The sequence below is a fragment of the Caballeronia sp. KNU42 genome (genome assembly GCF_053760385.1).
In genome coordinates, this window is sequence record NZ_CM132388.1 from 2,887,724 (window position 1) to 2,908,992 (window position 21,269).

14 protein-coding genes are annotated in these 21,269 nt (G+C 60.7%); 6 read left to right on the top strand and 8 right to left on the bottom strand.

Annotation, left to right across the window (positions count from 1 at the left end):
* Positions 1–71: 71 nt before the first annotated feature.
* Together ACSOSP_RS12995 and ACSOSP_RS13000 are read left to right on the top strand one after the other, a co-directional pair.
* A complete protein-coding gene (locus ACSOSP_RS12995) occupies positions 72–1,175 on the top strand; it encodes an alginate lyase family protein (RefSeq protein ID WP_455307209.1) in 1,104 nt (367 codons plus the stop codon).
* Positions 1,176–1,205: 30 nt separating this feature from the next.
* Positions 1,206–2,594, top strand: coding sequence for an L-serine ammonia-lyase (locus tag ACSOSP_RS13000; protein ID WP_455307211.1), 1,389 nt, complete (start codon positions 1,206–1,208; stop codon positions 2,592–2,594).
* Between the two features lie 26 nt (positions 2,595–2,620).
* Here the strand turns inward: ACSOSP_RS13000 and ACSOSP_RS13005 are convergent, their stop codons facing one another.
* Positions 2,621–2,926, bottom strand: coding sequence for a helix-turn-helix domain-containing protein (locus tag ACSOSP_RS13005; RefSeq protein WP_455307213.1), 306 nt, complete (start codon positions 2,924–2,926; stop codon positions 2,621–2,623).
* On the bottom strand, positions 2,919–3,293 hold the full coding sequence (locus ACSOSP_RS13010) for a type II toxin-antitoxin system RelE/ParE family toxin (RefSeq protein ID WP_455307215.1): 375 nt from the start codon (positions 3,291–3,293) through the stop codon (positions 2,919–2,921). Before ACSOSP_RS13010 ends, ACSOSP_RS13005 begins: the two co-directional genes overlap by 8 nt.
* Positions 3,294–3,621: 328 nt before the next feature.
* On the opposite strand from ACSOSP_RS13010, the gene ACSOSP_RS13015 reads away from it, so the two are divergent.
* Together ACSOSP_RS13015 and ACSOSP_RS13020 are read left to right on the top strand one after the other, a co-directional pair.
* Positions 3,622–5,328, top strand: a complete 1,707-nt coding sequence (locus ACSOSP_RS13015; protein ID WP_455307217.1) for a thiamine pyrophosphate-binding protein — start codon at positions 3,622–3,624, stop codon at positions 5,326–5,328.
* Positions 5,329–5,437: 109 nt separating this feature from the next.
* Positions 5,438–7,129 (top strand): AMP-binding protein, encoded by a 1,692-nt coding sequence (locus ACSOSP_RS13020; protein ID WP_455307219.1) that lies wholly within the window; start codon positions 5,438–5,440, stop codon positions 7,127–7,129.
* A gap of 67 nt (positions 7,130–7,196) precedes the next feature.
* Here ACSOSP_RS13020 and ACSOSP_RS13025 read toward each other — a convergent pair whose 3' ends face one another.
* Positions 7,197–8,345, bottom strand: coding sequence for a branched-chain amino acid ABC transporter substrate-binding protein (locus ACSOSP_RS13025; RefSeq protein ID WP_455307221.1), 1,149 nt, complete (start codon positions 8,343–8,345; stop codon positions 7,197–7,199).
* Positions 8,346–8,439: 94 nt separating this feature from the next.
* Complete coding sequence (putA, locus tag ACSOSP_RS13030; RefSeq protein ID WP_455307223.1) at positions 8,440–12,372, bottom strand: trifunctional transcriptional regulator/proline dehydrogenase/L-glutamate gamma-semialdehyde dehydrogenase; 3,933 nt, start codon at positions 12,370–12,372, stop codon at positions 8,440–8,442.
* Positions 12,373–12,690: 318 nt separating this feature from the next.
* Here putA and ACSOSP_RS13035 point away from each other — a divergent pair, with 318 nt between their 5' ends.
* On the top strand, positions 12,691–12,876 hold the full coding sequence (locus ACSOSP_RS13035) for a hypothetical protein (RefSeq protein ID WP_455307225.1): 186 nt from the start codon (positions 12,691–12,693) through the stop codon (positions 12,874–12,876).
* Between the two features lie 8 nt (positions 12,877–12,884).
* On the opposite strand, the gene ACSOSP_RS13040 is transcribed toward ACSOSP_RS13035, so the two are convergent.
* Both ACSOSP_RS13040 and hemE read right to left on the bottom strand, forming a co-directional pair.
* Positions 12,885–15,152 carry a primosomal protein N' gene (locus tag ACSOSP_RS13040; protein WP_455307227.1) on the bottom strand — a complete coding sequence of 756 codons (2,268 nt, stop codon included), beginning with the start codon at positions 15,150–15,152 and terminating at the stop codon, positions 12,885–12,887.
* Between the two features lie 461 nt (positions 15,153–15,613).
* Positions 15,614–16,702, bottom strand: coding sequence for a uroporphyrinogen decarboxylase (gene hemE, locus ACSOSP_RS13045; RefSeq protein WP_031364245.1), 1,089 nt, complete (start codon positions 16,700–16,702; stop codon positions 15,614–15,616).
* Positions 16,703–16,899: 197 nt separating this feature from the next.
* On the opposite strand from hemE, the gene ACSOSP_RS13050 reads away from it, so the two are divergent.
* Entirely contained in the window at positions 16,900–17,766 is an 867-nt protein-coding gene (locus ACSOSP_RS13050; protein ID WP_455307229.1) for a transporter substrate-binding domain-containing protein, read from the top strand.
* Between the two features lie 122 nt (positions 17,767–17,888).
* Here ACSOSP_RS13050 and ACSOSP_RS13055 read toward each other — a convergent pair whose 3' ends face one another.
* The gene (locus tag ACSOSP_RS13055; RefSeq protein WP_455307231.1) at positions 17,889–18,836 is read right to left on the bottom strand and encodes an alpha/beta hydrolase; all 948 of its coding nucleotides are present in this window, start codon (positions 18,834–18,836) and stop codon (positions 17,889–17,891) included.
* A 543-nt stretch (positions 18,837–19,379) separates the two neighbouring features.
* Positions 19,380–21,113: an AMP-binding protein gene (locus tag ACSOSP_RS13060; protein WP_455307233.1), complete on the bottom strand. Its 1,734-nt coding sequence runs from the start codon at positions 21,111–21,113 to the stop codon at positions 19,380–19,382.
* Positions 21,114–21,269: the final 156 nt, after the last annotated feature.

Sequence of the window (21,269 nt, forward strand, 5' to 3'; positions counted from 1 at the left end):
GGACAGTTTTGCCGGAGTCACGCAACACCAGATACCATCTCTCCCGAACCAAGCCAATCAGGGAGTTTTGCATGGCGCGACAGGTGCGAGTGGTGAGTAAAGCGTGGCGTGTTCCGGCGATGATCGCGGCCCTTGCAGCAACGGCTTTGACTACGCAGAGCGCGTTTGCCGCAATGAATTTTTGCGCCGCGCCCGCGATGCAGAACAGTGAGCGCACGAACGCCGATCCGGGCGTGAAAGCACTGGTGCAAATGGTGCAGTCGCGGCTGAACGACCAGCCGAAAGCGCGGGCGACGCTGCATACGGAAGGCACGTTGCCGCACCAGGGTATTCGTGACGAAAGCGAAGAAGCGGAGAAGGATCTGGGATTGATGCGCGACGCCGCGCTGGCGTGGCGCGCGACCGGCAACGAAGCGTATTTGCGTCTCGTCGACCGGTTTTTATTCGCATGGGTCACGACGTATCAGCCGAGTTTCAATCCTATCGATGAAACGAATTTCGAGTCGCTGATCCTCGCGTATGACCTGACCGCGAGTGCATTGCCGGTGAAAACGCGCAATGCGGCGAACGCGTTCATCACGAAGATGGTGACGGGGTATATCGCGGATATCGACAAGCAAAAGCGGCCGCTGACGGGCACGTATCGCAACAACTGGCAGAGTCACCGGATCAAGTTGATTTCTATGGGCGCGTTCACGATTGATGACCGCAAGCTGATTAACGCGGCGCAGCGTCTGTATGTGGAGCATATTGGAGACAACATTGCGCCGGACGGCTCGACGGTCGATTTCGGCGAGCGCGATGCGCTGCATTACGTCACTTACGATCTGCAGCCGCTTGTGACGGCCGCGCTGGCTGCGCGCCGTCATAACCGCAATTGGCTGAGCGAGCGTGCGCCGTCGGGCGCGACGCTCGCCGCCGCGTTGAACTGGCTCACGCCGTACGCACTCGGCACGCGCACCCACGAGGAATTTGTTCATTCGAGCGTGCCCTTCGATGCCACCCGCCGCGAGGCCGGTCTGCCCGGTTATTCGGGCACGTGGGAGCCGAAGCACGCGGCCGAATTGTTTCACCTATCGGCGCGGCTCGACGGGCGCTACACGCCCATTGCGCTGCGCCTGGCGCCCACGCCGCCGGCCTGGCTCGCGGTTTGTTTGCCGTTGCCGGCGCGCTGATTTTTTAGCACGACCTTTGCAGGAGCAGTCATGGCAGTCAGCGTTTTCGATCTTTTCAAAATCGGCATCGGTCCGTCGAGTTCGCATACGGTCGGGCCGATGCGCGCCGCCCTGATGTTCGTGCAAGGGCTCGAACGCGATGGTCTGCTGGACGCCACGGCTACGGTGAAATGCGAGTTGTACGGCTCGCTCGGCGCGACCGGCAAAGGTCACGGTACGGATCGCGGCGTCATGCTCGGCTTGATGGGCGACGCCCCGGATACGGTCGATGCGGGGACGATCAGCACGCGTCTCGAGACCGTGCGCGCGACGAAAAAGCTGCCGCTGTTGGGGCGTCACGAGATTCCGTTTGTGCTGAAGGAACACATCGTGTTTCTGCGGCAGGCGCTGGCTGAGCATCCGAACGGCATGAAACTCCACGCCTTCGATGCCAACGGTGTGTCATTGCGCGACTCGACCTATCTCTCGGTGGGCGGCGGTTTTGTGGTGACGGCGGGGGCATCGAATGTGAAGGTGTTGACCGCAATAGAACAGTTGCCGTACGCGTTCCACTCCGGCGATGAATTGCTGGCGTTGTGCCGTGAAACGGGCAAATCCGTGGCGCAATTGATGTGGGACAACGAGCGTACGTGGCGTAGCGAAGACGAGATCCGTTCGGGCTTGCTGCGCATTTGGGAAGTGATGCAGTCGTGCGTGAAGCGCGGTTGCGGTATTGATAACCCCGACGCCGATGGCTGCCTGCCCGGTCCGTTTCAGGTTAAACGGCGCGCGCCGGTGTTGTATCGAGCGCTGGTCGACAAACCCGAACAGGCGTTGCGCGATCCGCTTTCCATGATCGACTGGATCAATTTGTATGCCATTGCGGTGAACGAGGAAAACGCGGTGGGCGGGCGCGTGGTGACGGCGCCGACCAACGGCGCGGCGGGGATAATTCCAGCGGTGCTGCATTACTACGACCGGTTCTTACCGGGATCGAATGCACAGGGCGTGATCGACTTTTTGCTGACGGCGGCGGCGATCGGGATTTTGTACAAGATGAACGCTTCTATATCGGGCGCCGAGGTTGGGTGTCAGGGAGAAGTGGGCGTCGCGTGTTCGATGGCGGCGGCAGGGTTGGCGGCGGTCATGGGCGGGACGCCGGCGCAGGTTGAGAACGCTGCCGAGATCGGGATGGAACATAACCTCGGGCTGACTTGCGATCCGGTTGGCGGGATGGTGCAGATCCCGTGCATCGAACGTAATGCGATGGGTTCGATGAAAGCGGTGAATGCCGCGCGCATGGCAATGCGAGGCGATGGCAGTCATTACGTATCGCTCGATTCCGTCATCAAGACGATGATGCAAACCGGCGCCGATATGAAGACCAAATACAAGGAAACGTCGCGGGGTGGGTTGGCGGTGAATATTGTCGAGTGCTGAGGTTGAAATGATCTCCTTCGGAGGCCTTAAAACATCGCTTCCAAGCCTTTACGGTCAACCAGATCGAGCAATTTCAGCGACGGGCCATTCGGGCGCTTCTGGCCCTGTTCCCATTTCTGCACGGTCGATGCGCTGGTGTTCAGGCACGCCGCAAACACCGCCTGACTTGCCTTGCTGCGCTGGCGCAGCCGCTTGATCTGCGCCGCGCTATAGTCCTTGATCGGCGGCAAGCAGAGCGCATCGAACTCCCGCAACGTCACTGCGTCCATCGTTCCAGCCCGGTGTAGCCCCTGCGCCGTTTCGTGCAGCGCCTTCAACAGTTTGTCACTCATCGCTTTGTACCTCATGTAACTCGCCCGTACGCAGAGCTTGAGAAAGCGTGCGCGCGTCATAGCCCAACAACTGCGACCCGAGCAGCTTTAATGCAACCAGCCCCTTGTCGCTCACATTGGCCCGCTCGTTCTTTGCAAACCCGAAAACGAAGAAGGCCCGCTCACCTATCCGAAACGCCAGAAGCGTGCGCAAACCACCGCGCTTGCCCCGTCCGTCGATACCGACTCGTTTCTTGAACACGTGGCCGCCCAAATTCGCATCAATCAGACCCCGGCCCATTTCCTCGACAGCAGCTAGCAGCGCCGCATCGGCCACGCCCTCCTTATTGGCCCAGCGCGCAAACCACTTAGTCTTAAAAACCCGCATTTCTCACCTTGTCTTTCTTCGTGAAGTATAGCACTTAGTGCTATACATAATTTTCGTCATTTCTCGATTTGTCCGCTAATCAGCAAGGTACCGATTCGTGCGCAACGGCGTAACTAGCCAATCGGCTAACGCACTACCGTTGAGCTCTAGCAGGCTCATCACTAAGGAGCAGCAGCACGTACGGCCAGTCGCGATTCGATAGTGGCGCTGGTTTGCTCTACGCCACCCAGCAAAACCCCTCCCTAGCGCCCCCGCCCCGCGCGAGCGTAAGCTATGAAATCCCCTGCCCATTGCGGCTGGCGCGAAACCTTCTGGGAGATTTCATCGCATGACATCTGCTGTCCCGTCCTCCAACTCCGTCCCGACCACGGGCGCACGCCTGGTCGTCGATGCACTGCTCACTCACGGCGTCGAACGCGTCTTCTGCGTTCCCGGCGAAAGCTTCCTCGCCATCCTGGATTCCCTCCGCGATGAAACCAGCCGCATCCAGACCATCGTTTGCCGCCACGAAGCGGCAGCGGCAAACATGGCCGAAGCGGTAGGCAAACTGACTGGCCGCCCCGGCGTGGCGCTTGTTACGCGCGGCCCGGGCGCGACGCACGCATCGATCGGCGTCCACACGGCATTCCAGGATTCCACGCCGATGATCCTGCTCATCGGCCAGTGCGCACGCGAACACATGGACCGCGAGGCGTTCCAAGAAATCGACTACCGGCGCATGTTCGGGCAAATGGCGAAGTGGGTCGCGCAAATCGATGATCCGCGCCGTATCCCCGAATATCTGAGCCATGCATTTCACATTGCAACCTCTGGCCGGCCAGGCCCGGTCGTGCTCGCGTTGCCGGAAGACGTGCTCAGCGACGCATGCGAAGCCGTGCCGGGCGCACCGCGTTATCAACGTGTGGCGGCCTCGCCGGCGCCCGCGCAGATTGCACGGTTGAACGCGATGCTCGCGGCATCGAAGAAACCTTTTGTGATCGCTGGCGGTAGCGGCTGGACGGCCGAAGCCACGGAAGATTTCGCGCGTTTCGTAGAGGCGTGGCAGTTGCCCGTCGGCTGCGCATTCCGCTTTCAGGACACGCTGGACAACAACCACCCGAACTACGCCGGCGATGTCGGCCTCGGGATCAATCCCGCCCTCGCCGCCCGCATTCGCGATGCCGACTTGCTGCTGGTGTTAGGCCCGCGCATGGGCGAGTCGACAACCGGCGGCTACACATTGCTCGATATCCCCAAGACGAAACAAACGCTGATCCACGTGCACCAGGGCGCGGAAGAACTGGGACGCGTGTATTCAGCCGATCTGCCGATTGTTTCGGGCATGCCAGAGATGGTCGCGGCGTTGGTGGCGCTCAAACCGCCCGCAGCCATTCCATGGAGCGGCGCCATTGAAGAAGCGCATGACGCCTATCTCGCATGGCGCAAGCCGCGTCCCATGCTCGGCGATGTCCAGCTTGGCGAGATCATGGAGCAACTCAGCGAACACCTTCCCGCTGATGCCATCGTGACGAATGGGGCCGGGAATTACGCGACCTGGTTGCATCGGCACTATGCGTATCGGCATTTCCGGTCGCAGGTTGCACCGACAAGCGGCGCGATGGGTTATGGCGTACCCGCAGCGATCGCGGCGAAGTCGCTGTATCCAGATCGGGTCGTGGTGGCATTTGCAGGCGATGGATGTTTCATGATGTCGAGCCAGGAACTGGCTACGGCAATGCAGTACCGGCTCGCGGTGATTTTCGTGGTGGTGAACAACCAGCAATACGGCACGATCCGTATGCATCAGGAACGCCACTATCCGAACCGCGTACATGGCACGGCGTTGACGAACCCCGACTTCGCGGCCTACGCGCGCGCATTTGGAGCGCATGGCGAACTCGTCGAATCGACCGCCCAATTCATGCCCGCATTCGAGCGGGCGGTGAAAACGGGATTGCCATCGGTGATAGAAATCAGGATTCCGCAAGATGCGAGCACCCCGGCGGCAACGTTGGACCAGGTGAGGCAGCAAGGGGAGAAGTTGCGGCAGAAGTAAACTGCAGCCACGAACCAAGGTGCACACGCGGGTTTTACAAGAACCCGCGAGCGAAAGAGCCCATTCAAGGCTCACGCATAAACGAACAAAACCCAGGAGACGCAAGACCATGGCATCGCAAGCATTCCTGCAGGCAAGAGACTTTCTGCTACGTCATCGCGACGACTACGACACCGCGTACAAAGACTTCGCGTGGCCCGAACTGACAGAGTTCAACTGGGCGCTCGACTGGTTCGATGAATACGCACGCAGCAATCTTGCGCCGGCGCTGTGGATAGTCGAGGAGAACGGCGACGAAACGAAGCTCTCGTTTGCGGAGCTATCGGCGAGATCGAATCAGTTGGCAAACTGGTTGAAGCAGCAAGGCGTCCAGCGAGGCGACCGTATCCTGCTGATGCTGCCGAACCAGCCGGCGCTCTGGGAAACCATGCTCGCCGCTATGAAACTCGGCGCCGTCACCATTCCGGCGACCATGTTGCTGACGCCCGCCGACATAGCCGACCGCATGGCGCGCGGTGAAGTGAAGCATGTGATCGTGGCATCGAGCGAAACCGCGAAGTTCGATGCCATCGATAAAGACAAAACCCGCATTGCCGTAGCGATCCCGCAGAGCGCCGCATTGCCCGAAGGCTGGCTGAACTTCGCCGATGCGTTCAACGAAAGCCCGTCGTTCGAGCCCGAAGGCAGGACCCTCGCAACCGATCCGCTGCTGCTCTATTTCACGAGCGGCACAACGAGTCGTCCGAAGCTCGTGCTGCACAGCCATCAGAGTTATCCGGTGGGGCATCTATCGACGATGTACTGGATCGGTTTGAAGCCCGGGGATGTCCATCTCAACATCAGCTCGCCCGGGTGGGCAAAACACGCGTGGAGTTGCGTTTTCGCCCCGTGGAACGCGGGCGCGACCGTGTTCATCCACAACACGTCGCGCTTCAGCGCAAAGGCTACGCTGGAGGCGCTCGTCGAACACCAGATCACCACGCTGTGCGCGCCGCCGACCGTCTGGCGCATGATGATCCAGGAAGATTTATCGGCGTATAAGGTGCACTTGCGTGAAGTCGTGGGCGCGGGCGAGCCGTTGAATCCTGAGATTATCGAGCGCGTGAAAAAGGCCTGGAACCTCACGTTACGCGATGGTTTCGGCCAGACCGAAACCACGGCGGAGATCGCAAATTCACCGGGCCAACCAATGAAGCCGGGATCGATGGGCAGGCCACTCCCCGGCTACCGCATCACGCTGCTCGATCAGGACGATAACCCCGCGAAGGAAGGTGAACTCGCGCTGATCCTCGACCCCAAGCCGCTGGGTTTGATGGACGGTTACGTGGACGATCCGGCTAAGACGCAGGACGCCATGCGCAGCGGTCATTATCGTACGGGCGATGTGGCCTCGATCGACGACGACGGTTACTTCACCTACGTAGGCCGCGCCGACGATGTCTTCAAGGCAGCGGATTACCGTATCAGTCCGTTCGAGCTGGAAAGCGTGCTGATCGAGCATCCCGCAGTGGGCGAAGCGGCCATTGTGCCGAGTCCGGATCCGCTGCGGTTATCGGTGCCGAAAGCGTTCGTCGCGTTGCGCAAGGGCTATGAACCGACAAAGGAAACCGCAGGTGAAATCCTCAAGTTCGCCGCGCAGAAACTGGCCGCGTACAAGCGCATTCGACGCATCGAGTTTTACGAATTGCCGAAGACGATCTCAGGCAAGATTCGTCGCGTAGAACTAAGGAAAACTGAAGAAGCACGAGGTAGCGACGCGCGTCGGGAGAATGAATACTGGGAAGAGGATTTCAGCGCGTAGTACGTAAAAAAAAGCCCCGCAGCGCAGAACGCAAGCGGGGCTCCCAAACCTAAAAGCTAAACCAACCTTACTTCCCACCCACGCTTTGCAGCGTCGTCCACTTACCGTCGACGACCTTGTACAGCGTGATCCCGCCGTTCTTCAGATCGCCCTTCGCGTCATACGCGAGCTGCTTCGACGTCACGCCCGGCATGTCGGTCTTGGCGAGCAGCGGCAGGTACTTCGCCGGATCGGTCGAGTTCGCGGTCTTCATCGCGGTGAACATGGCCATTGCGCCGTCATACGCGTACGGCGAGTACGTTTGCACGTCCTCGTTGAAGCGCGCCTTGTACTTCGCAACATAAGCCGCGCCACCCGGCATTTCATCGAGCGGCAAACCAGCCAGCGATGCCACCGTGCCGTCAGCCGCGTTGCCCGCGATCTTCAGGAACGTATCGGTCTTGACCATTTCACCCGCCATCAACGGCGCGCGCATGCCCAGCGTCTTCATCTGCTTGACCATCGGGCCGGCTTGCGAATCGGCGCCGCCGTAATACACGAGGTCCGGGTTCATCGACTTGAGCTTGGTCAGGATTGCCTTGAAGTCGACAGCCTTGTCGTTGGCAAATTCACGATCCACGATCGTGCCGCCCGATGCCTTCGCGGCCTTCTCGAACTGGTCGGCGAGACCTTGGCCATAAGCCGTGCGGTCATCGACGATCGCAATCTTCTTCATCTTCAGCGTCTTCACCGCGAACTCGCCGGCTACCGAGCCTTGCTGCGTGTCCGAGGTCATCATGCGGAACGCGGTCTTGTAACCTTGCGTCGTGTATTCCGGCGCTGTCGCCATCGCGATTTCGGGAATGCCGGCGTTCGCGTAGATGCGCGAAGCGGGGATCGTCGTGCCCGAGTTGAAGTGACCGAGCATGCCCTTGACGTTGTCATCCACCAGCTTTTGCGCCACGGTCGTGCCGGTGCGCGGGTCGGCCTGGTCATCGGCGGAATCGAGCACGATGCGAATCGGCTTGCCGCCGATCACGGGCTTCGTCGCGTTGAAATCTTCAACTGCGAGCACCACGCCGTTCTGGAAATCCTTGCCGTAGTGCGCTTGCGCGCCGGTCATCGGGCCGGCGAATCCAACCTTCACGTCTTCAGCGGTTTGAGCCTGAGCTGTTGCAGCAACCGACACACCAGCGACCAGCATTGCTGCTGCCAGCTTCTTCATCGTGTAATCCATAAACTCTCCTGATTCCCATGTAAGTGGCAGCGTGTGCCGGGATCGCCGTGCTTGCTGCCGTTTGTTTGAGCCAACCCGCCGCGCTGAATACAGCTCAGCCGATCGTCATCAAATTCGCATTGCCGCCCGCGGCCGCCGTGTTCACGCTCACCGAGCGTTCCGTCAGCAACCGTTCGAGCGCGTAATCCTGCTCGCCATCGTGAGCGTCGCTGGCGAATGCTCCCGCCGGCACACCCTGCACCGAGACGATCGGTCCCGGGCGTTTCGCGACATCTTTTACCAACGCCATCAATTCGTCGCTGTCGCCTTCGAACAGGACCGCATCGAAGGCCGCGTCCGTGCTCTTGCTCGTCGATGCATACGGCTTGATCGACGCCGGCAACGCAGCCACGAGTTGTTCACCGGCCGCGCCGGAAAACAGCGCTTTATTGCCCGTGGCGAGCGCAGCGGCAAGTTGCGCGCGAGCACCGCTTGCGGTCGACGCCACGCACAGCACCGTGCCGCGTGCGCCGAGCGTGTACGTGTTGCGCTCGCCGGTCGGGCCAGCGAGCACAGCGGTCGCGCCGGCCATCACGTGCTGCAAATGGCCATCGCAACGCGCCGCCGTTTGCGGATCACGCTCCGCGATCGCCCAGTCGCGCAACGCGGTCAGCGCAGCCGGCGTTGCATTTCCAGCCGTCTGATCCACGATCAGCCCGCTTTCCAGCGATTTCGGCAAGCCTGTGGGTCGTTTGGCAAGCAGCCGCTGCAAATACAGCGCGCCGCCCGCTTTCGGTCCCGTGCCCGACAAACCCTCACCGCCGAACGGTTGAACGCCGACGACCGCACCAATCACGTTCCGGTTCACATAGATGTTGCCCACGTGCGCCCGGCTGATCACGTGCGCGATGGTTTCATCGATACGCGTATGGATGCCCAGCGTCAGCCCGTAACCCGTCGCCTTGATTTGGTCGAGCAGTTTATCAAGATGCGCCCGGCGATACCGCACTACGTGAAGTACCGGGCCGAAGACCTCGCGCTTCAGTTCATCGATGGAATCCAGTTCGATCAGCGTCGGCGGGACGAACGTGCCTTGTGCGCAGCCATCGGGCATGGGCAATTGCACGACGTTGCGGCCCTTCTCGCGCATCGCCGCGACGTGCGCGTCGATGCTTTGCTTCGCTTCGGCATCGATCACGGGGCCGACGTCGGTGGAGAGGCGGTCGGGGTTGCCCATCGCGAGTTGCTGCATCGCGCCGGTGAGCATTTCGAGCGTGCGGTCCGCGACGTCGTCCTGCAGGCACAACACGCGCAGCGCCGAACAGCGTTGGCCGGCGGAATCGAAGGACGATTGCAGCACGTCCGCGACCACCTGCTCAGCCAGCGCCGACGAATCGACGATCATCGAGTTCTGTCCGCCCGTCTCCGCGATCAGCGGAATCGGCCGGCCATCGGGGTCGAGGCGTTCGGACAGCGTCTTGTTGATCAGGCGTGCGACTTCCGTCGAACCGGTGAACATCACGGCGCGTGTGCGCGGATCGGCGACCAATGCAGCGCCCACTGTTTCGCCATTGCCCGGCAGCAGTTGCACCGCGCCCGCTGGTACACCGGATTCACGCAGAATGCGCACGGCTTGCGCTGCAATCAACGGCGTTTGTTCGGCCGGCTTCGCGAGCACCGTATTGCCGGCAGCGAGTGCAGCCGCGACCTGTCCCATGAAGATCGCGAGCGGGAAGTTCCACGGGCTGATGCACACCACGGGGCCGAGCGGACGGTGCGTATCGTTGGAAAACTCGCTGCGGATCTGCGCCGAGTAATAACGGAGGAAATCGATAGCCTCACGAATCTCCGACACCGCATTCGCCAACGATTTACCCGCTTCGCGCACGACGAGACCCATCAGAGTATGCATCTGCGCTTCGAGCAGATCGGCTGCGCGAGCGAGGCAATCGGCGCGTTCATCGACGGGCGTCGATTGCCAGATCGGCGCGGCGGCGACGGCGTTGTTCAGAGCCAATGCCACTTGCTCCGATGTCGCCTCGACCACCGTTCCGACCAGATCGCGCAGATCGGCAGGATTGCGAACATCGCGTGCGACGCCGTCCACGACGTCAGCAGCTTCGAGCATCGGAGCCGCGCGCCACGGATGATTCGCGCTCGCGAGCAACGCCGACGACAACGACGCCAGCCGATGCTCATTCGACAGATCGAAGCCCATCGAATTGAGGCGCTCGCTGCCGAACAACTGACGCGGCAGCGCGATTTTCGCGTGCGGCAAACCGAGCGGCGTGAGCTTGGACGCTTCATCGATAGGGTCTTGCACGAGATCACTGACCGGGATCGTTTTATCGGCGATACGGTTCACGAACGACGTATTCGCGCCGTTCTCGAGCAAGCGCCGCACGAGATACGCGAGCAGCGTTTCGTGCGTGCCGACCGGCGCATATACGCGACACGGGCGGTTGAGTTTGTCGCGTCCGGTGACTTCTTCGTACAGCGGCTCACCCATGCCGTGCAGGCACTGGAACTCGTACTGACCGGGGTAATAATTCCCCCCGGCGAGATGATAGATCGCCGACAGCGTGAACGCATTGTGCGTGGCGAATTGCGGATAGACGGCATCGGGCGCGCCGAGCAGTTTCTTCGCGCAGGCCACGTACGAGATGTCCGTATAAATCTTGCGCGTATAGACCGGATAACCTTCGAGACCATCCACTTGTGCCCGCTTGATTTCCGAATCCCAGTAAGCGCCTTTCACCAGCCGAACCATGATCCGATGACGGCTGCGTCGCGCCAGATCGATCAAATAATCGATAACGAACGGGCAGCGCTTTTGATAAGCCTGCACCACGAATCCGATGCCGTTCCAGCCCGCCAGTTCCGGATCGAAGCACAGCGCTTCGAGCAGATCGAGCGAAATTTCCAGCCGGTCGGCTTCTTCCGCATCGATGTTCAAGCCAATGTCGTAACGACGCGCGAGCAACGCCAGCGCTTTCACGCGCGGCAGCAACTCGTTCATCGTTCGTTCCTGCTGCGAGCGCGAGTAACGCGGATGCAGCGCGGACAACTTGATGGAAATTCCCGGGCCTTCGTAAATGCCGCGCGATCCGGCGGCCTTGCCGATCGCGTGAATCGCCTGTTCGTACGATGCGTAATAGCGAACCGCGTCCTCTTCGGTCGTCGCGGCTTCGCCGAGCATGTCGTAGGAATAGCGGAAACCACGCGCTTCAAACTTGCGGCTGTTTGCCAGCGCTTCCGAAATCGTCTCGCCCGTGACGAATTGCTCGCCCATCAGGCGCATGGCCATATCGACGCCCTTGCGGATCAGCGGTTCACCGCCACGGCCAATCAGGCGCGTCAACGCCGATGACAACCCCGCTTCGCTATTCGTCGTCACCAGCTTGCCGGTGATCATCAGGCCCCACGTCGCCGCGTTCACGAACAGCGACGGCGCCTGGCCCATGTGCGAGCGCCAGTCGCCCTTGCTGACCTTGTCGCGTATCAGCGCGTCACGCGTGGCGCGATCGGGAATGCGCAGCAAGGCTTCCGCGAGACACATCAGCGCGACGCCTTCCTGGCTGGACAGCGAAAACTCGTGGATCAGCCCTTCGACACCGCCGCCCGTTTGCTTCTTGCGCAACGCTTCAACGAGCTTCGTCGCCATGGCGTTCGTCTCGGCGGCAACCCCGGCCGACAGCCGCGCCTGACCGATCAAAAACGGCACGCATTCCGGCTCCGGACGCCGGTACGCAGCGGTGATCGCGGCGCGCAACACGGATTGCGGTTGCACGTTCTGGGCGAAATCGAGGAAGGGATGCGGCGCGCCGTCTTCTTCAGCGTCGGCGTGCGCGGAGGATTCCAGCGTATCGCCCGAACCGATTGCACCGGACAGTTCCGGTGGCAACTGTCCATGTTCGATGCGCTCGAGGTACGCGAAGATGGCTTGCTTGATGAGCCAGTGCGGCGTGCGCTCGAGCCGCGTGGCGGCGTCTCTCAGGCGGGTGCGCAGCAGATCGTCGACTTTAACGCCCAGGGTGGTGCTAGCCATATATCCGTCCTTGCCGGAATCGGAACCGGCGATAGCTTGAAAAGTGGCCGAATCGTAACCCGCTCTTAAAAAAGGTGCAACCTACATTTCAAGATGGGTTGCACCCTTCAAAAATCCTTTGAGAACAAGGCATTAGGGGTAATTGTGGATGGCGGTTTGGGCTGGGCGTGCTCTAGGATTTCTTGTCTGACAAATATTTTGGGGTCACCCCTAATTAATCGCTGCCTGCTGCCGATAAGAACTGGTACGGCCAAATCAGCGATGAAACTCTGCGGGCCGTCTTACAATTCAGCCGCGCGGTTTCGGGGAGAAGATGACATGAGCACCTGGATGATTTTTTGCAGTATTTGGGCGTTGACTGCGCTGTGTGTGGTGTTTTTCATTCGCGGCGCGCATCCGCACGTCGAGCGTCCGGAAGATGACAGCCGCGACAATGGGAATGACATGACCGTCGGCGGCCTGACGGTTGCGCGCGTGCGAAGCTCGGACCGCGGCAATAGCTAAAAGCGCGCTCAAATATCCAGCGGATCGACTTCGACGTTCCATCGGATCACGCCTTTTATCTTGAGACTGCGTAATGCCGGCTGCCAGGCCCGCAACGCATTCTGCAACACGGCCCGCGACGCACACTCCAGCAACAACTGCGCGCGGTGCACGTTAAACACCTTCACGATAGTCAACGGCACCGCGTCGTAGACGGTCACGCGTTCGGCACCCGCCAGCGCGGCAAATTCCGCTGCCGCAGCCGCCAGAAAGTCCAGCGCGGTCTCGAGCGTGCGCCCTTCGGCACGAAGCATCGCTTGGTAGACGAACGGCGGTAAATGCGCGTCGCGGCGCTCGGCCAGCGTGGAATTGGCGAATCCAACGTAATCATGCCGGGCCAGCGCGTGATAAAGCGCGTGCCGCGCATAGCGCGTCTGGATCATCACTTCGCCCGGCAAGCCGGCGCGCCCCGCCCGTCCGCTAACCTGCATCAACTGGGCGAAAAGCCGCTCGCTTGCCCGGAAATCGTGGGAAAAAAGCGCCGTGTCGGCGTTGAGCACGCCAACCAGCGTCACGCGCTGAAAGTCGTGACCCTTTGCGATCATCTGCGTGCCGACGAGGATATCGACCTCGCCGGCGTGGACATCGGAGAAAAGCGCTTGTGCGCTGCCCTTGCGCCGCGTGCTGTCGGCATCGATACGTAACACCCTCGCCCCGGGCACAGCCGTCGAGAGCGTTTCTTCCACGCGCTGCGTGCCGCGGCCCATCGGCGCGATATCCACGTTGCCGCAGTCCGGGCAGGACTTGGGAATCCGCGATTCCCAGCCGCAATGGTGGCAACGCAACGCGCGCTCGGGTTTATGAAGCACGACATACGCGCTGCATCGCGGACAGCCGGCGACCCAGCCGCAGGCGTCACACGAAAGGATGGGGGCGTAACCGCGCCGGTTGAGGAATACGAGGCTTTGCTCGCCGCGTTCGAGGCGCATTTTCATCGCGGCGATGAGCGGTCCCGACAATCCCTCCACCGACGCCCGTCCGCGCTGCCGCTCCTCTTCCAGGTCGATCAGCCGGACGCTCGGCAAAACCGCCGTCGCCACGGCTCGGCGAGTGAGCGTGAGCTTGGTGTATCGGCCCTGCTCTGCTTGCCACCAGCTTTCCAGCGATGGCGTCGCCGACCCGAGCACCACCGGAATCTCCAGTTTGTTCGCCCGATAAACCGCCAGATCACGCGCCGAATAGCGCAAGCCTTCCTGCTGCTTGTAAGCGGGATCGTGTTCTTCATCGACCACAATCAGCGCCAGCTTCGGCAACGACGCCAGGATCGCCAGCCGCGTCCCCAGTACGAGCCGCGCACGGCCCGTGTGCGCCGCGAGCCAGTTTCGGGCGCGCTCTCCTTCGGCCAGCCCGCTATGCATCGTTACGATGGCGCCCTCCGGCAGCGCGGCGAAACGCGTGCGGAACGCAGCTTCGAACTGCGGCGTGAGATTGATTTCCGGGACGAGCACGAGCGCTTGCGCGTCGGGTCGCGAACCGAGCAAGTCGGCCAGAGCGTGGAGATAGACCTCGGTTTTGCCGCTGCCCGTCACGCCGTGCAGCAGGAACGCGGCGAAACCTTCCGCGCCGGTTATCGCCTCGACGGCATCGGATTGCTCGGCGGTCAATTGCGGCAACAGCGCGTCGTGTGCGTGCAGCGCGGCCTTTTCTACCGCGGGCGCGAGCGCGATGTCCTGCTCCGGCGTATCGCCGGTTTCCAGCGCGATCCATCCACGCGTTTGCCATTCATCGAGCGTCGCACGCGCCTTCGGATGCAGCGCGCGCGCCTCAACGGCGGGCAACGTGGGATGGGCGGCGAGGGCATCGGCGAGACGGCGCAGCGCGGTGGCGCGTGGCGGCAACGCATCGGGCAAACTCGCGCGCCCGTCCGGCATCAGCCGATACCGCTCCTCCGGCGCCAGCAATTTCGCCCAGCGCGAGGCGTCGCGCAAAACCTGCGGCAGCGCGGGCAACGCCACTTCGCCCAGACCTCGCTGGTAATACTCGGCCGCAAACAGCGTCAGCGCGCGCCATTCATCGGCGAGTGGCGCGAGCGTGCTGCAAATCGCGGCCACGTCGCGCAACTTGTCCGGCGGCACGTCGGTGTGGTCCGTGACCTCGCAAATCAGGCCGACCGCATCGCGTCTTCCGAATGGAATTCGTACCAGCATGCCGGGTAGCGGGATGGCAGCCAGATCGTATCGATAGTCGAAAAGCGTCGGCAGAGGATGGTCCAGCGCGACCCGGACGAAGACGCTCAATTGACGCACCCACCGCAAGCCACGCCTGCGCTGCCGTTCCACCTGAACATGCGGCTGCGCGGGACAGAGTTAAAGTAAAACATCACAATCGCCGCTAAGCCGTGGATTAATTTTGAGATTTCGAAGCTTTCCACAGGCCTGTGGATAACTTTGTTGAGAACTTTGATTGACAGGGACAAAAAGTGGCGATCTCGCTCGTTGTGTGCGGTAGCCCACATTTCGGGTTGCTCTCAAATTTCTCTTATTAATCATGTATTTGAGGACACACAACATGCCTTCTGAATAGCGCTTAGGTCTGATTTGAACATGGCGCGCCGCAACGAACAAAATGTGCATAAGTCAACTCTTGACATTGGCCGAAGGGCCAAGCTGCGGGCATTTCGAGGCACTTTTGTCTGACCACGGAAACGTTTGACGTAAGCTTTTCATGACGCAGCGCAGCAATCTTTTTTGACCAAACGTCAGTTCTTTGCGCGAATGGCGCGGCTGTGACGATGCACTTCATCGACCAGTTCCGCCACGTTCTCCGGACGCGTGAACTGCGAAATGCCGTGGCCGAGGTTGAAGACATGGCCGGGGAAATTGCCGAAGCTGTCGAGCACGGCGCGCGCTTCGGTACGAATCACGGCCGGCGACGCAAAAAGCACCGCCGGATCGATGTTGCCCTGGAGCGCCACCCGATCGCCCACTTTTTCGCGCGCTTGCCGCAGGTTCACGGTCCAGTCGAGGCCGACCGCGTCCACGCCGATTGCCGCGATCTGTTCCAGCCACAAGCCGCCGCCCTTCGTGAACGTGATGACCGGCACCTTGACGCCGTCGTGTTCGCGCTTCAATCCCGCGACCACCTTCGCGATGTAGTCGAGCGAGAAGCGTTGATACGCGCCGTCGGCCAGCGCACCGCCCCAGGTATCGAAGATCATCACGGCTTGCGCGCCCGCTTCGATCTGCGCGTTCAGATAAGCGACGACCGCCTGCGCGTTGATATCGAGGATCCGATGCATCAGGTCCGGCCGTGTGTAAGCCATGGCCTTGACCGTATGGTGATCGGGCGAGCCGCCACCTTCGACCATGTAGCACGCGAGCGTCCACGGGCTGCCCGAGAAGCCGATCAGCGGCACTTTCTGACGGCCTTGCGCGTCGGTTAGCGCGCGGCGAATTTGCGATACCGCGTCGGTCACATAGCGCAGCGTGGCGTCAATATCCGGCACGTGCAGCTTGGCGACGTCCTCTTCCGTGCGGACCGTGCGCTCGAATCGGGGACCTTCGCCCTGGACGAAATTCAGGCCGAGGCCCATGGCGTCGGGGATGGTCAGGATGTCCGAGAACAGGATGGCGGCATCGAGAGGAAAGCGTTCCAGCGGCTGAAGCGTGACTTCCGTAGCGTAGTCGGGATTGGTTGCGAGCCCGAGAAAGCTGCCGGCGCGCGAACGCGTGGCGTTGTACTCGGGCAGGTAGCGGCCCGCCTGACGCATCAGCCAGATCGGCGTGTAATCCGTGGGCTGGCGCTGCAGCGCGCGCAGGAAAGTGTCGTTCAGGAGTGTGGAAGGCACGGGGATTGGAGCGTAGGGCAAAGGGGCATTCTACCGGACGGGGGTTTGCGTTCGTACTCGCGAGCCAGGGATTTTCGGGCAGCGGCCGGGGTTCGGAGCCGGGGTCGATGCGCCCCCGCCAACGCTTTTATTCCGGGTGCCATTGACGCCCCGCTTCGATATCATCGGCGGCTGAAATAATCTTTCCAGGAGTGTCGATGAAAGTTCTTGCCTCTGGTTGCACGTTGCTTCGCGGTGTCTTTCGCACGGGCGCTTGCGCGCTGCTGCTCGGCTTCGCCATCGGCGCGCAGGCGCAAACCGTACAAGGCGGCAGCATCATCGCCGCTCCCGGCGCGACGCAACCTGCCAGCACAGCGGCCGCTCCATCGAGACTCGACGAAATCCTCGCCCGCGGCACGCTGCGCGTTTGCACAACAGGCGACTACAAGCCGTACTCGTTCCTGAGGCCGGACGGCCAGTTCGAAGGCATCGACATCGATGCCGCGCAAAACCTCGCCCAGTCGATGAACGTCAAAGCCGAGTTCATCAAGACATCGTGGTCGAACCTGATGAACGATTTCGTCGCGAAGTGTGATATTGCGGTCGGCGGGGTGTCGACCTCGCTCGAACGCCAGAAACGCGCGTTCTTCACCGAGCCGTACATGGTCGACGGCAAGACACCGATCGTCCGCTGCGCCGACGTCGATAAATACCAGACCGTCGCGCAAATCGATCAACCGGGCGTACGCACCATCGTCAATCCGGGCGGTACGAACGAGAAGTTTGCGAAGCAGTTCTTCACGCACTCGCAACTGATCGAATACCCCGATAACGTGACCATCTTCAAGCAAATCCTCGACGGTCAGGCCGACGTGATGGTTACCGACGCCTCCGAAACACTACTTCAGCAAAAGCTGAATCCCGGCTTGTGTTCGGTCCATCCGGACAAGCCGTTCCAGTTTGGAGAAAAAGCGTATTTGCTGCCGCGCGGAGATGGGGTGTTCCAGCAATATGTCGATCAATGGCTGCACCTATCGCGCTCGACAGGCGAGTTCCAGGCAGTTCTCGATAAATGGCTGAAATAGGGGGCGAAGGCGGCCCGGTCGGGCCGCCTTTTGCGCGCATCGGCTAGTGAACGCTTCGAATTCAGCAGATTGACAACTATTCGTAATTTATACGTAAGCTGATGTCGGTCGATATCGAAAAGTCAACGCACTGCGTGTAACAATTCACCGAAGCGTTCCGACGTTTTTTTCATCCAGGCCGCAGCCGCTTTTGAATGCGCCTGGATCCGGCCAAAGCCATGCGTCATGTCGTGTGCGTCAATTACCTCGGCGCGCCCGCCATTCGCTTCCAAGAAACGCGCAAATTCGTGGGCGTCGTCGTAGAGCGGATCGTAGGCTGCGGCAACGATCAACGCCCGCGCCGGCGTACGATCGCAGGACTGCGCCAGCGGGAAAGCACGCACATCGTCATCGGCGGGCGGTTCGGCAGTCAGGAATTGAGCCCAGTAAAAGCGCATTTCCTCGGTGGTCAAGCCCGGCCCTTCCGCATTCGCCGTAAAGCTGCCGCCCTCAAAACGGCAGCGCGCCACCGGATAGATCAGCAGTTGCGCCGTGACCAGGCCGGCTACGCGATCGTTCGCAGCACGCGCAGTCACGGCCGCGAGATGGGCGCCCGCGCTGTCGCCGGCCACGCCCAGCCGGCTGGTCGCAAAGCCCAGACGCGAACGATGCTCGGCGAGCCACAGCAGCGCATCGAGCGCGTCGTCAACGGGCGCGGGGAACGGATGCTCCGGCGCCATCCGGTAATCCACGCTCACGACCGCGCAATGCGAATCCAGCGCGAATCGCGCGATCATCAGGTCGTGCGTCTCCAGGTCGCCGACCACCCACCCGCCGCCATGAAAATAGACCACGAGAGGCAACGGCTTCCTGGCCCCTGCCGGCCGGTAAACCCGCGCCCGCAGCGTACGTCCGTCAAGCGGCAAGGCTGTGTCTTCAACATCCACTCCCAGCGGGCGCGGCGCCGCAAACTCACGCGCGACATTCTGGAATTGGCGTCGAATGGCTAAGGGATCGGCATCTGCCGGCTGTTCGGGGAACGCTGCCGCAACCTTGGCGTAATAGGCGAGAAGGTCTGCGTCGATGGTCATGCGCTTGTCTCCAGTGCAATTCGCCGCCCGGTCGGCGACGGATTTTGATTGTCCTTAAAATCTACATATCGCGCTTGGCTGCGCAAGCATTTCTAAAACGCGCCGAAATATCGACTTGTAAATCACCATAATCGACAAAATTTGGACAGATTAATCGCCGAACCTCGTTCGTCAGGGGTTACAACCTGAAACACTTTGTTACGGTGACACCCGGATTATTCGCCCACAATCACTTCAACGGTCTCAACACGGATGTGATCGAGTGCAGCGTTGGTGAATTACAACGTTGAGTTGCATTCGATGGTCGGCATAGTGCCGAATCCCAGCTTCAGGGACATGTTTGTTGGGGTCGTTGGCTGATGAAATCATATCGGCCGGTCCCACCCTTGGTCTCCTCGCGCTAACCCCGTAGCGTGTGGTTTTTAGCGGGCTCCAGGCCCGCTTTTTTTTGTCCTGTACAAACGTTTGCGTAACAACTTAAATGGCCGCCGAGATTATTCCGGCGGCCATTTTTAGTTGTGGATATGTTGAACTTACCAGTAATTACGCGGTTTTAGCTTCCGATAGCTTCAGTTCCTCGATCATCTTTGCTCGCATGATGAACTTCTGGACCTTGCCGGTGACCGTCATCGGCAACTCATCGACAAAGCGGATATGCTTCGGAATCTTGTAGTGCGCTATCTGTCCTTGGCAAAACTCGCGAATGTCTTCTGTCGTCGCGTACTCTCCCTGGCGCAGAACAATCCACGCGCATACTTCCTCGCCGTATTTACTATCTGGAACACCGAATACCTGGGCTGATTGAATCTTCGGGTGCCGGAACAGGAATTCTTCAATCTCCCGCGGATAAATGTTTTCGCCACCGCGAATCAACATATCCTTTAATCGTCCGACGATATTGCAATATCCCTCGGCGTCGAGGGTGGCGAGATCGCCGGTATGCATCCAGCCATCGATAATCGCTTCGCGCGTTTTTTCTTCGTCGCCCCAATATCCTTTCATTACTGAATAACCGCGCGTGCAGAGTTCGCCGGTCTCACCAACCGGGACGATTTCGCCCATCGGATCAACCAGCTTCACCTCCAGATGAGGCTGGATCTGACCGACAGTCGTCGTGCGTTTATCGAGGGGATCGGTGGTCGAGCTTTGAAACGACACCGGGCTCGTCTCGGTCATTCCGTATGCGATCGTGACTTCGCGCAGATGCATCCGCGAGACGACCTTTTTCATCGTTTCGATCGGGCACGGCGAACCCGCCATGATCCCGGTACGCAAACGGCTCAGGTCGTACTTATCGAAGTTCGGGAGATCGAGTTCCGAGATAAACATCGTCGGTACACCGTGCAATGCGGTGCAACGCTCTTCATCGACGGCAGCGAGCGTGGCGGCGGGATCAAACGCTTCGCCCGGGAACACCATCGCAGCGCCCACGGATACACACGCAAGCACCGCCAGCACCATGCCGAAGCAGTGATACAGCGGCACGGGAATGCACAGCGAATCCTGCTCGGTGAGCAACATCGAGTGCGCGATGTAACGGCCGTTGTTCACCACATTGTGATGCGTGAGCGTGGCGCCTTTGGGATTGCCGGTGGTGCCGCTCGTGAACTGGATATTGATGGGATCGTGGTCGGTGAGCGCCGATTCCAGCGCGTCGAGTTGCGCTGTGTCGAGTCCATCCCGGCCGCGCGCCATCACGTCGGGAAAACGCAGCATGCCGGAGGTGGCGCCCTCGCCCATTCGGATCACGGCTTTTAAATCGGGGAAACGCGCTGCGTTGAGTGCGCCAGGTTCGGCGGTGGCAAGTTCCGGCTCTAACAACGCTTGCAGCATCTCCAGATACTTCGATGTCTTGAATTGTTCCGCCGCGATCAGCGCCTTGCAGCCGACCTTGTTCAGCGCGTACTCGAGCTCGGCCAGCCGATATGCCGGGTTGATATTCACGAGGATCGCGCCCATTCGCGCGGTGGCGAATTGCGTCAGCAGCCATTCGGCGCGGTTCGGCGACCAGATGCCTACGCGATCGCCCGCTGTAACACCAAGCTTGAGCAAACCCGACGCGAGGACATCGACTTCATCGGCGAATTCCCGCCAGGTCCAACGGATGTTTTGCTCGCGGAAAATCACCGCAGGACGATCGGGATATTTCGCGGCCGTAGCGCGCAGGAAACGGGAAACGGTGGCGTCGCTGAGTGGAATGTCAGTCGAGCCGCGAACGTACGACAAACCGTCGCGTGGTTCGATCTGCGGCCCGGTGTGCGTTGGTTGGGTAGGCATATCGAAGGTCTCCTCCGTGGGATGGCGCTATGAGACAAAGACGAAGCGCCATGAAAGCGATTCGGAAGGCCAATTGTGCATCGCGAGGGAGAGCGAGGGCATTGAGTGTTACCCGCAAAAAGGCCCGGATCAACGCATGTTCGATGTGCAGTTTTG

Bases quoted from the DNA above. Each gene is read 5' to 3' on its own strand.
- ACSOSP_RS12995 (WP_455307209.1), top strand. From the start codon at position 72: ATGGCGCGACAGGTGCGAGTGGTGAGTAAAGCGTGGCGTGTTCCGGCG.
- ACSOSP_RS13000 (WP_455307211.1), top strand. From the start codon at position 1,206: ATGGCAGTCAGCGTTTTCGATCTTTTCAAAATCGGCATCGGTCCGTCG.
- ACSOSP_RS13005 (WP_455307213.1), bottom strand. From the start codon at position 2,926: ATGAGTGACAAACTGTTGAAGGCGCTGCACGAAACGGCGCAGGGGCTA.
- ACSOSP_RS13010 (WP_455307215.1), bottom strand. From the start codon at position 3,293: ATGCGGGTTTTTAAGACTAAGTGGTTTGCGCGCTGGGCCAATAAGGAG.
- ACSOSP_RS13015 (WP_455307217.1), top strand. From the start codon at position 3,622: ATGACATCTGCTGTCCCGTCCTCCAACTCCGTCCCGACCACGGGCGCA.
- ACSOSP_RS13020 (WP_455307219.1), top strand. From the start codon at position 5,438: ATGGCATCGCAAGCATTCCTGCAGGCAAGAGACTTTCTGCTACGTCAT.
- ACSOSP_RS13025 (WP_455307221.1), bottom strand. From the start codon at position 8,345: ATGGATTACACGATGAAGAAGCTGGCAGCAGCAATGCTGGTCGCTGGT.
- putA (WP_455307223.1), bottom strand. From the start codon at position 12,372: ATGGCTAGCACCACCCTGGGCGTTAAAGTCGACGATCTGCTGCGCACC.
- ACSOSP_RS13035 (WP_455307225.1), top strand. From the start codon at position 12,691: ATGAGCACCTGGATGATTTTTTGCAGTATTTGGGCGTTGACTGCGCTG.
- ACSOSP_RS13050 (WP_455307229.1), top strand. From the start codon at position 16,900: ATGAAAGTTCTTGCCTCTGGTTGCACGTTGCTTCGCGGTGTCTTTCGC.
- ACSOSP_RS13055 (WP_455307231.1), bottom strand. From the start codon at position 18,836: ATGACCATCGACGCAGACCTTCTCGCCTATTACGCCAAGGTTGCGGCA.
- ACSOSP_RS13060 (WP_455307233.1), bottom strand. From the start codon at position 21,113: ATGCCTACCCAACCAACGCACACCGGGCCGCAGATCGAACCACGCGAC.